The organism is Shimia sp. (assembly GCF_041624275.1).
Taxonomy (GTDB): Bacteria; Pseudomonadota; Alphaproteobacteria; order Rhodobacterales; family Rhodobacteraceae; genus Shimia.
In genome coordinates this window covers 1-10,603 of the sequence record NZ_JBFJVE010000103.1, presented here as the reverse complement: position 1 = coordinate 10,603, position 10,603 = coordinate 1, and the positions used below count along the sequence as shown (strand labels likewise).

Below are 10,603 nucleotides of genomic sequence, written 5' to 3'. Positions count from 1 at the left end.
GTCCGGGGCGGCTATTTCTGCCCGGCCAGCACCCGCCGTTTCTTGGCAGCCCTTTCGCGCAGCTCGCGCTGGTGGCCGATGCGGAAGGATTTCTCGACAAAGTCGATATGGGCCCGCGCCGCCTTGTCGGCGGCCTCGGGGTCGCCCTCGAAAATGCCCTGCGCGATCGCCTGGTGCTGCGCCAGAAGCTTGCGCCCGGCACCCTCGATGGTGCGCAGGAAATCGCGGTTGTAGAACACCCCGCGCCGGGTCAGGTCGTAGATCGACGCCATCATGTGAATGAGGGTCGAATTGTTGCTGGCATCGACGATGGCGGAATGGAAATTGATGTCGGCGATCTGCGCCGCCTCGGAATCCTGCGCGTCACGCGCCCGCTCCATCTCGTCCAGGATGGCGGCGATGATCTCCCTGTCGGCGCCGGTGGCCCGTTCGGCCGCCAGCCGCGCGGCAAAGGCCTCCTGTTCGCGGCGGTATTCGAGATAGTCGAAAAACGCCTCGGGGTGGCGCGCGTAAAGATCAAGGAACGCCGGCGTCAGGGCGGTTCCGGTCAGCGGCGCGATGAACGACCCCTCACCGTGACGCACATGCAGAAGCCCCTGATCCTCGAGGTGCTTCAGGGCATCGCGCAGCTTGGGGCGCGACACCTTCAGCAATTCGGACATTTCGCGTTCCGAAGGCAGACGGGTGCCATCCTTGAGGATGCCGGTCACGATCAGGGATTCGATCTGATGCACCACCGCCTCGGCAACGGAATCATGGTTGATCGGCTCAAAAATCTGGTCCGGTTTCTCCATTGCCGCTGTCTCCACTCGAATTTTCTGGCCGCATAAGAGGTATAATATGTTGTCCATTGATGATTGCAAGCCCTCGCCCCCGGCATATACCCAGTTCTGGGGATTGTATCCGGTAGCCCCATGGAAGGGCACATGTTTTTCTGAGAAGCTTCACAGAAACTAGCCGGGAAAACCCAGTTCTCCGGGCGAAAACACCCCCAAACACAGCCATGATCCCCTTCGACTCGCACATCAGTGGTAAATAAAATTGTTGACTGAATTATGTGGTAAAGTTTATTTACCTTCCTCATCGTCATGCATTTGACGACTGCGATCAGACCCTGATCGACATACTTCTGGAGGAGACCACATGAAAAAGACCCTGACATCGCTGGCAGTTGCCGCTTCGCTGCTGACCGCACCCGCCGCCATGGCCGCGGACAAGATCCTGCTGAAAACCCCGATTGCCTTCTCGACCTCGCTGCCGGGCCTGGGATCGCCGATCCCGCGTGTTGCCGAACAGCTGAGCCTGATGTCGGGTGGCACGCTGAAGATGAAGGTCTATGAACCGGGCAAGCTGGTGCCGCCGTTCGAGATCCTCGACGCGGTATCCTCGGGCAAGATCAACTCGGGCTACACCACCGCCGGTTACTGGGCCGGCAAGATCCCGGCCGCGCCGCTGTTCTCGGCCGTGCCCTTCGGCCCCGAGGCCGGCGAATACATGGCCTGGCTCTATTACGGCAACGGCATGAACCTGTACCAGGAGATGTACGATCAGGCCGGCTACAACGTCAAAGTTCTGCCCTGTGCCATCATCGCGCCGGAAACCTCGGGCTGGTTCGCCGAGGAAATCAACGGCGCCGAAGACCTCCAGGGTCTCAAGATGCGCTTCTTCGGTCTTGGCGGCAAGGTGATGCAGAAACTCGGCGTTGCCACCTCGCTTCTGCCCGGCGGTGAGATCTTCCCGGCGCTGGAAAAGGGCGCCATCGACGCCACCGAATTCTCGATGCCCGCCATCGACGCGCGTCTCGGCTTCCACAAGCTGGTCAAGTTCAACTATTTCCCCGGCTGGCACCAGCAGGCGACCGTGTTTGAACTCCTGATCAACAAGGATGTCTGGAACGGCGCCAGCGACCAGCACAAGGCGATCATCGAAAACGCCTGCAAGGCCTCGATGACCGACAGCTTTGCAGAAGGCGAAGCCATCCAGCACGCGGCCCTGATCGACAACGTCGAGAACAACGGTGTGCAGATCAAGCAATGGTCGCCCGAAATGCTGGAACTGTTCCGCGCGACCTGGGCCGAAGTGGCGGCAGAAGAAGCTGCGGATCCGTTCTTCAGCAAGGTTCTGGCCGACATGACCGAATTCCGCGACGGCTATGCGATCTGGAAGTCGAACGCCTTCCTGCCGCGCAAGTAATACCTGAGCCTCCCTCGGGGGTGGTGGTCTTTGGCACCGCCCCCAACCTCGGGGGCGGCGGCTCCTTTCGCCGCCCCCACCTTGCCCGGCTCATATTTCGTTTTTCGATTTTCATATCATTTCCCGGCGGGAATTTCTCCCCCCCTGTGCCCCGCGACCTGAGGAGGAACAAATGGCCAGCAACATCTCCCCGACCGACGATCCCGTCGACGTCTATGAACATATTCTCGAACATGAAGAGCGCGACACCCAAAGCGTCGCCGTTGCCATCGACAAGACCGTCAAGGGTATCGGCAATGTGGTGATGTGGGCCAACCTTCTGCTGGTTGCCGCCATCGTGGCCCAGGTCTCGATGCGCTATCTGTTCAACATGAACTTTCCCAAGCTCGACGAGGTGCAGTGGCATTTCTACGGGCTGGTGACCATGGTGGGCATCTCCTATGCGCTGGTCACCGACAGCCATGTCCGGGTCGACCTGTTGCACATGCAGCTGTCGCGCCGCGCCCAGCGGGTGATCGAGGTCATCGGCATCCTCGCGCTGGTGGTGCCCTTCATCTATCTGATGGTCGATCAGGGCTATGACTATTTCTACGAAAGCTGGCGCGTCGGCGAGCGCTCCGACAGCCCGACCGGCCTGCCGGCCCGCTGGGCGCTGAAAGCGGTGATCCCGGCCAGCTTCGTGCTGCTGGCGCTGGCCGCCGTGGCCCGGCTGATCCATGATGCTCACGCCATCTGGGTCAATTACGAGGACGAGCGCAAGGGCAAGGGGCTACGCCTGATCGTCTGGGCGATGATCGCATTTGCCGTCGTCGCCACCGCGCTGACCTTCCTGGTGCACACCACCGAGGAAAAGCTTGTCATCGCGATGTTCCTGACCTTCATCGCGCTTCTGTTCACCGGCTTCCCGGTGGCCTGGACCCTGGCCGGGGTCGGCGTGGCCTATTGCGGCGTGGCCTATCTGTTCGACAACGACCTGATGCTGTGGACGGGGCTGGAAAGCACCTTTACCGGCCTTGATTACCTGACGCTGGGCGCGGTGGTGAACCGGGTCTATGCCACCATGTCGAACGCGGTGCTGGTCGCCCTGCCGATGTTCATCTTCATGGGGCTGATGCTGGACGAGTCCGGCGTCGCCGAACGGCTGATGACCTCGATGCAGCGCCTTTTCGGCACGGTGCGCGGCGGGCTGGCGATCACCGTCACCATGATCGGCATCATTCTGGCGGCCTCGACCGGCATCATCGGTGCCTCGGTGGTGCTCTTGGGCGTGCTGTCGCTGCCCTCGATGATGGAGCAGAAGTATTCACCCTCGCTGGCCGCCGGCGTGGTCAGCGCCTCCGGCACGCTGGGCATCCTGATCCCGCCCTCGATCATGCTGGTCATCATGGCCGACCAGATGGCCCTTTCGGTGGGCGACCTGTTCATGGCCGCCGTCTTCCCGGGCGTCATCATCGGCGTTCTCTACCTGACCTATATCTTCGTCATCGCGCTGGTGAAACGCGACGTTGCACCGGTGCCCGAAGGCGCCAAGCGCCCCGACTGGCGCGCAGTCAAGGACGTGCTGATCGCGGTGCTGCCCACCCTGGGGCTGATCCTTGCGGTACTGGGCTCGATCTTTGCCGGTCTGACGACGCCGACCGAGGCCTCGGGCATCGGCGCCCTGGGCGCGACGGTGCTGGCGCTTGGCTATCGCAAGCTGACCCTGCGCAAGCTGGTCAACGTGCTGAAATCGACCTTCAACACCACCGCCTATATCTTTGCCATCTTCCTTGGCGCGACGGTGTTTTCCTACGTGCTGCGCGAACTGGGCGGCGACGAGCTGATCGAAGAGATGATCCGCGGCACCGGCTTCGGCCCCAACGGCACCGTGTTCATGATCCTGTTCATCGTCTTCCTGCTGGGCTTCGTGCTCGACTGGATCGAGATCACGCTGATCGTGCTGCCGCTGATGCGCCCGATCGTCAACGGGCTGGGGCTCGACATTCCCGGCTTTGATGCCATCGACGAGCCGGCGCTGGTGTGGTTCGTGATCCTGGTCGCGGTGACGTTGCAGACATCCTTCCTGACGCCGCCCGTGGGCTTTGCGCTGTTCTATCTCAAGGGGGTCTGCCCGCCCGAGATCAAGCTGATGGACATCTACAAGGGCATCATCCCCTTCGTGATCCTGCAGTTGACCGGCCTGCTGTTCGTCTTCCTCTGGCCGCAGCTGGCCACATGGTTGCCCTCGGTCGCCTATTGAGGAAAGCTGGGACCATGACCGATCAGGATCTCATCGAGCAGTTCAGGAAAATCTGCGGGCGTCGCCACGTGCTGACCGGCGCCCGCCGCACCCGGCGCTTTCGCAGGGGGTTCCGGTCCGGCGAAGGGGATGCGCTGGCCGTGGTGCAGCCCGCCACATTGCTGGAACAATGGCGGGTGCTCCAGGCCTGCGTGGCGGCGGACAAGATCGTCATCATGCAGGCCGCCAACACCGGGCTGACCGAGGGCTCGACCCCCAAGGGGCGCTATGACCGCGACGTGGTGCTGATCAACACCCGCCGGATGGATGAGTTGCAGCTGATCGACAACGGACGGCAGGTCATCAGTTTTCCGGGCAGCACCCTCTTCGCGCTCGAAAAACTGCTGGCGCCGCTGGGTCGCCAGCCGCATTCGGTCATCGGCTCGTCCTGCATCGGCGCCTCGGTCGTCGGCGGGGTCTGCAACAACTCGGGCGGCTCGCTGGTCGAACGCGGCCCGAGCTACACCGAAATGGCGCTTTATGCCCGCATCACCGAAGACGGCAGGCTGGAACTGGTGAACCATCTCGGGATCGCGCTTGGCGACGATCCCGAGGACATCCTGACCCGGCTGCAAAACGGGGCCTATGCGCCACAGGACATCGAGACCGGCAACCGCAAGGCATCGGACACCGATTACGCCCGCCGGGTGCGCAATGTCGATGCCGACAGCCCGGCGCGGTTCAACGCCGACAAGTCGCGGCTTTACGAGGCGGCCGGCTGTGCCGGCAAGCTGGCGGTCTTTGCCGTGCGGCTCGACACCTACCCCTGCAACGCGGTCGAAAAGACCTTTTACATCGGCGCCGAGGACACGGCGGCGCTGAGCGACCTGCGGCGCCGGATCCTCGGCGATTTCGCCACCCTGCCGGTCAGCGCGGAATACATGCACGAAGAGGTGTTCGACATCTCGGACCGCTACGGCAAGGACACGATGGTGATGATCGACCGGCTCGGCACCGACCGGCTGCCGATGTTCTTTGCCCTGAAGGGCTGGTTCGATGCCCGGCTGGCGCAGGTGCCAGGGCTGGGCAATTTCACCGACCGGTTCATGCAGGGCCTGTCGCGTCTCTGGCCCGACATCCTGCCCAATCGCCTGCGCGATTTCCGCGCCAGGTACCCGCACCACCTGATCCTGAAGATGCACGACGGCGGCATCGCCGAGGCTCAGCAGCTTCTGGCCGAGATGCAGGGCACCGGCGCGCTCGACTTCTTCGAATGCGATCCGCGCGAGGCCAAGCTGGCCGGCCTGCTGCGCTTTGCCGCCGCCGGGGCGGCGGTGCGCTACATGGCGGTGAACGGGTCCGAGGTCGAGGATATCATCGCGCTCGACATCGCGCTGCGCCGCAACGACCGCGACTGGTTCGAAGAACTGCCGGCCGAGATCGCCGACCAGCTGGTGCACCGGCTTTATTACGGCCATTTCATGTGCCACGTGCTGCATCAGGACTATGTGGTCCGAAAGGGCGCCGACCCCAAGGCGCTGAAGGCGGCGATGCTCGAGATCCTCGACAGGCGCGGGGCCGAGTACCCGGCCGAACACAATGTCGGCCATCTTTACGCGGCCAAGCCGGATCTGGCCGAGTTCTACAAGTCGGTCGACCCGACCAACAGCTTCAACCCCGGCATCGGCAAGATGTCGCGCTGCAAGCATTATCACTGACGCCGACGCAAATCGAAAAGGCCCGCTCCGGATTTCCGGAACGGGCCGTTTTTCAGCCTCGCGGCAACGTCACTTCAGCAGCACGTCCAGCGGCACCGGCTCGCTGATGGTCCAGTTGTCGACCACCCCGGGCTTGGCGTCCGCGATCTCGATGATCTGCATGTTGGCGCTGTTCTGGTGATGCAGCGCATCGCTGAAGCTGCGCGGACCGAAGACCGTGGCCTCGCCCTTCATCTTTTCCAGCTCGGCCGTGACCGCAGCGCCGTCGACACTGCCGGCACGCTCGACCGCCTTGGCCCAGAGATCGACCAGAACATAGCCCGGATAGGCATATTGGCTCGACGGGCGGGCGCCGGTCGCGGCCTCGTAGGCGGCGTTGAAGCCTTCCACCTCGGGGCGCGGGTCATCGCCATAGATCGAGCCCTGCACCGGCAGCACGAAGCCCGACAGGTTCGGCACCGCGTCCAGCCAGTAGGAGCCGTCCACCGCCGAACCGTTGAGGATCAGCGAGTTGATGCCCGCCGCGCGCAGCTGGCGCACCGCTGCGGCCGCGCCGGGGATGTAGGAACACAGCATGATCACGTCGGGCTGCTGCGGCAGCGCCTTGATGCGGCTGATCTGGCTGGCGATCGAGGCGTCGTTGTTCTTGAAGGTGTCGCGGCCGACGATCTCGCCACCGGCCTTGGGGAACATCCAGTCAAAACCGGTGCAGATGCCCTTGTTGTATTCGATGGTGGTATCCAGCAGCACATAGCCGGTCTTGGCCTCGCGCTTGGCCAGCGACCACTCGGCCATGGTCGCGCCCTGAACCGCAGCCAGGACCGAACCCGAGAAGCTGTTCGGGCCGACGCCCTGGATGCCAGCCTTCACGTCCTCGGCGCAGAGGAAGAAGGAATTCTTGCCCTCGGCCTCGGCCGCCAGCGCCGCCGGGGCGCCGAAGTCATAGTCGCAGCTCACCACCATCATGTCGGCGCCCTGGTCGAGCACCTGCAAACCGGCCTTGGCCGATTGCGCGCGGTCGGTCTTGGTGTCGGCCTCGACCCATTTCACGGTCTGGCCGAGCAACCCGCCATTGGCGTTGATCTCGTCGATGCGGATCTTGGCGGCGGCGGCGGCCGGGCTGTCATAGGCCTCCATCCAGCCCGATTTGGCGATGGCGAACCCCACCGTGATGTCGTCGGCCGCTGCCGGCGCGGCAAGCGCCGCGGCCAGTGCCGATGCTATTAGGACTTGTTTCATGGATCGTCTCCTCAGTTGGGTGTTGTGTGTTTGGCTTGCAGTTTCGGGCCTGCCATCGGCAGGCGCAGTTCGCGGCCCGCCAGAAGCCCGGCGGGACGCAGGATCAGGATCAGGATCATGACGATGCCGATCAGGATTTCCTGGGCACCGCCGGGCAGCGCGAATTCGCTGGCGCCGATGGTGACCCCCTGCTCGAGCCGCACCAGCGCCTCGATCAGGATCGACAGCACCAGCACCCCGATCACCGCGCCCGACAGGCTGCCGATGCCGCCGACGACCAGCATCGCCAGCGAGATGAAAGTGATGCCGAGATAGAAACTGTCGGGGTTGAGAACGCCGATGGAATGGCCCAGAAGCGCGCCGGAAATGCCGGTAAAGAACCCGCTGACCACCAGCGACAGCAGGCGGTGGCGATACATGTCGATGCCCGAGGCGGCGGCCGCGACCTCATCCTCGCGGGTGGCGCGCAGCGCCAGCCCGCTGGCCGAATTGGCATAGAGGTTGGCCGCCAGAATCGCCGCCGCGGCCCAGGCCAGCGCCACCCATTGATCGACATAGCGCGCCAGCCCGACCACCGATGAGGTGGCGCCGGTGACGCCCTCCCAGTTGGAATAGACGGTGTTGACGATGGCCAGAAAGGCGAAGGTGGCGATCGAGGCGGCGATGCCCGACAGGCGCAGGATGGCAGCCCCCGACAGCAGCGCCACCAGCGCGGCCAGCAGCCCCGAGGCCAGCGCCGCCGGCAGCACCGGCCATTCGGCCTGCGCCAGCCAGGGCGGCAGATCGGGCAGGAACAGCGCCTTCATCTGCGGCTTCAGCGTCAGCCAGGCCGAGCAATAGGCGCCGATCGCCATGTAGCCGGCATGCCCGAAGCTGACGATGCCGGAGTTGCCGACGAAGATCCAGAGCCCGACCACCAGCACCACCCGGATCAGGGTTTCGGCCGATGTGCGCGCCAGCGCCTTGTCACCGAACAGGCTGACCAGAGCCACCAGCAGGATCAAGAGCCCGATCAGGACCACCGGGGTGGAATAGCCCAGCAGGCGGTTTTGAGCGTGTTTGCCGATCATGGTTCAAATCCTCGGTTTGGCTGAGCTGGGCACGAACAGACCCTGCGGGCGCAACAGCAGGCTGGCGATCACCAGCGTGTAGAGAAAGGCATCGCGGAAGGGGCGCACCTCGAGCGGCAGGAAGGCCTGCAGCAGGATCGAGGCGGCGCCGATCAGGAAGCCGGCGGCCACCGCGCCGGGCAGCGAGCCGAGCCCGCCGATCACCGTGGCGATGAAGGCGACCAGCATGATCTGCCCGCCCATGCGGACGTCGGCGACGCCGGTCTGGGTGGCCATGATCAGCGCCACCGCAGCGGCCAATGCGCCGGAAAGGGCGAAGGCGCCGGTGATGACCACATTGGCGCGCACGCCAAGCAGCCTTGCCATGGTGAAGTTCTCGGCTGCGGCCCGCATCTCGAGCCCCAGCCGGGTCTTTTTCAGCAACAGCGCCAGTGCCCCGACCACCAACAGGGTCGACAGGATCACGATCAGCTGCAACAGCGGCACTTCGGCGCCGAGAATGGCGACCGGGGTGTTGAGCTCGGGCCACAGGCTGATCGCCTTGGGGCGTCCGCCATAGGTCGCCAGCAGCGCGTTCTGGATGACGAAGCCCAGCGCGAAGGAAGAGATCATCATCGCCACCGGCGTCGCCCGGCGCAGGTGGCGGAAGACCACGTATTCGCTGAGCATCGCCGCCCCGGCGCCGATCATCAGCAAGAGCGGGATCAGCAGGAAGGCCGGCGCCTTGCCCAGAAACATCACCGCCACCGCCTCGGTCGAGGGCACGATCAGGGCGAAGACGCAGAAGGCGATATATTCGCCATGGGCGAAATTCACCAGGTTCATCACCCCGAAGATCAGCGCGATGCCCAGCGCCGCCATCGCGTAGATGCCACCCAGCGAAACCGCGTCGAAGAACAGTTGGGCCAGCGAAGTCATTGCGCCACCTCCAGTTTGGATTGTCCGAAATAGGCTTCGCTCAGCAGGTCCTTCTCGGCGAAGGCCGACGCGTCGCCGTCACCGACCACCGAGCCTCCGCGCAGCAGGATCATGCGCCCGCCGACCCGCGCCGCCCGGGTCGAGCTTTGCTCGACGATCAGAAGGGTCAGGCCGCGCTCTTCCTGCAACTGCACCAGCGTGTCATAGACCTGGTCGACGATCTTCGGCGCCAGCCCCAGCGATGGTTCGTCGACCATCATCAGCTTGGGGTTGGTCATCAGCGCCCGTCCGATCGCCAGCATCTGCTGCTGGCCCCCCGACAGGGCGCCGGCACTGGCGTGACGCCGGTCACCGAGAATGGGGAAGGCATCGTAGATTTCGGCGATGTCGCCCTCGACCGCGCCACGGTCGCGGCGCAGGCCGGTGCCGACGCGCAGGTTTTCCTCGACGGTGAGACTGCCGAAGATCTCGCGCCCCTCGGGCACCATCGACAGGCCGAGCCGCGCGATCGCCTCGGGCGCGCGTCCGGTCAGCAGGTCGCCGTCCATCTCGATCCGGCCGTGGCTGGTGGCCACCGCGCCGCTGATCGCCCCCAGAAGCGAGGATTTCCCGGCGCCGTTGGGCCCCGAGACGAACACCCGTTCGCCCTCTTGCAGATGCAGGGTGACATCGTTCAGCGCCGGCACCTTGCCGTAGCGCACCGAGAGGTCGAATACTCCGAGCTTTGACATCACGCGGCCTCCTGATCGGCGCCGAGATAGGCATCGCGCACCGCCTGGCTGGCGAGGATCACGTCGACATCGCCCTCTTCGATGATCTGCCCGGCATCCAGCACGTAGACATGGTGCGACACCGACAGCACCAGCCCGACATTGTGTTCGATCAGCAGCACCCCGATGCCCAGTTCATCGGCCACCCGGCCGATCAGGGCCGCCAGATCGGCGGCCTCGGCCTCGGACATGCCGGCCGCCGGCTCGTCCAAGAGCAGGAAGGCGGGCGCGAACATCAGGGCGCGGGCGATCCCGACCCGGCGTTCGTCGGTATAGGGCAGCCCTGCCGCCGGGCGGTCGGCCAGATGGGCAACCCCCATCCAGTCGAGCATCCGCAGCGCCTCGGCCACGGCCGCCGCGCGCGGGTGACCGAGGCCGACCCCGGTCACCGCGAGATTGTCGAGCACGTCGAGCCCGGTGAACAGTCGCCCGGCCTGAAAGGTGTGGGCGATGCCGGTCCGGCGCAGCTCGTGCGGC

At 64.6% G+C, this 10,603-nt stretch carries 9 protein-coding genes; 3 read left to right on the top strand and 6 right to left on the bottom strand.

Annotation, left to right across the window (positions count from 1 at the left end):
• Nucleotides 1-11: 11 nt before the first annotated feature.
• A complete protein-coding gene (locus tag ABZD10_RS09520; RefSeq protein WP_372886076.1) occupies nucleotides 12-794 on the bottom strand; it encodes a FadR/GntR family transcriptional regulator in 783 nt (260 codons plus the stop codon).
• 349 nt (nucleotides 795-1,143) lie between these two features.
• Here ABZD10_RS09520 and ABZD10_RS09515 point away from each other — a divergent pair, with 349 nt between their 5' ends.
• From ABZD10_RS09515 to dld, 3 genes are all read left to right on the top strand, one after another.
• A complete protein-coding gene (locus ABZD10_RS09515) occupies nucleotides 1,144-2,193 on the top strand; it encodes a TRAP transporter substrate-binding protein (protein WP_372886074.1) in 1,050 nt (349 codons plus the stop codon).
• 172 nt (nucleotides 2,194-2,365) lie between these two features.
• On the top strand, nucleotides 2,366-4,432 hold the full coding sequence (locus ABZD10_RS09510) for a TRAP transporter large permease subunit (RefSeq protein ID WP_372886072.1): 2,067 nt from the start codon (nucleotides 2,366-2,368) through the stop codon (nucleotides 4,430-4,432).
• 14 nt (nucleotides 4,433-4,446) lie between these two features.
• Nucleotides 4,447-6,129, top strand: a complete 1,683-nt coding sequence (gene dld / locus ABZD10_RS09505) for a D-lactate dehydrogenase (RefSeq protein WP_372886071.1) — start codon at nucleotides 4,447-4,449, stop codon at nucleotides 6,127-6,129.
• A 69-nt stretch (nucleotides 6,130-6,198) separates the two neighbouring features.
• On the opposite strand, the gene ABZD10_RS09500 is transcribed toward dld, so the two are convergent.
• The 5 genes from ABZD10_RS09500 to ABZD10_RS09480 form a co-directional block, all read right to left on the bottom strand.
• Nucleotides 6,199-7,368, bottom strand: coding sequence for an ABC transporter substrate-binding protein (locus ABZD10_RS09500; protein ID WP_372886069.1), 1,170 nt, complete (start codon nucleotides 7,366-7,368; stop codon nucleotides 6,199-6,201).
• A gap of 11 nt (nucleotides 7,369-7,379) precedes the next feature.
• Nucleotides 7,380-8,438, bottom strand: coding sequence for a branched-chain amino acid ABC transporter permease (locus tag ABZD10_RS09495; RefSeq protein WP_372886068.1), 1,059 nt, complete (start codon nucleotides 8,436-8,438; stop codon nucleotides 7,380-7,382).
• A 3-nt stretch (nucleotides 8,439-8,441) separates the two neighbouring features.
• The gene (locus ABZD10_RS09490) at nucleotides 8,442-9,356 is read right to left on the bottom strand and encodes a branched-chain amino acid ABC transporter permease (RefSeq protein ID WP_372886067.1); all 915 of its coding nucleotides are present in this window, start codon (nucleotides 9,354-9,356) and stop codon (nucleotides 8,442-8,444) included.
• Nucleotides 9,353-10,087, bottom strand: a complete 735-nt coding sequence (locus ABZD10_RS09485) for an ABC transporter ATP-binding protein (RefSeq protein WP_372886066.1) — start codon at nucleotides 10,085-10,087, stop codon at nucleotides 9,353-9,355. The genes ABZD10_RS09490 and ABZD10_RS09485 overlap by 4 nt, the downstream gene beginning before the upstream one ends.
• On the bottom strand, nucleotides 10,087-10,603 hold a 517-nt coding region (locus tag ABZD10_RS09480), incomplete at its 5' end, for an ATP-binding cassette domain-containing protein (RefSeq protein WP_372886065.1). The genes ABZD10_RS09480 and ABZD10_RS09485, both read right to left, overlap by 1 nt.

Excerpts from the sequence above, each read along its gene's own strand:
- ABZD10_RS09490 (WP_372886067.1), bottom strand. The coding sequence starts at position 9,356 with ATGACTTCGCTGGCCCAACTGTTCTTCGACGCGGTTTCGCTGGGTGGC.
- ABZD10_RS09515 (WP_372886074.1), top strand. The coding sequence starts at position 1,144 with ATGAAAAAGACCCTGACATCGCTGGCAGTTGCCGCTTCGCTGCTGACC.
- dld (WP_372886071.1), top strand. The coding sequence starts at position 4,447 with ATGACCGATCAGGATCTCATCGAGCAGTTCAGGAAAATCTGCGGGCGT.
- ABZD10_RS09520 (WP_372886076.1), bottom strand. The coding sequence starts at position 794 with ATGGAGAAACCGGACCAGATTTTTGAGCCGATCAACCATGATTCCGTT.
- ABZD10_RS09510 (WP_372886072.1), top strand. The coding sequence starts at position 2,366 with ATGGCCAGCAACATCTCCCCGACCGACGATCCCGTCGACGTCTATGAA.
- ABZD10_RS09500 (WP_372886069.1), bottom strand. The coding sequence starts at position 7,368 with ATGAAACAAGTCCTAATAGCATCGGCACTGGCCGCGGCGCTTGCCGCG.
- ABZD10_RS09495 (WP_372886068.1), bottom strand. The coding sequence starts at position 8,438 with ATGATCGGCAAACACGCTCAAAACCGCCTGCTGGGCTATTCCACCCCG.
- ABZD10_RS09485 (WP_372886066.1), bottom strand. The coding sequence starts at position 10,087 with ATGTCAAAGCTCGGAGTATTCGACCTCTCGGTGCGCTACGGCAAGGTG.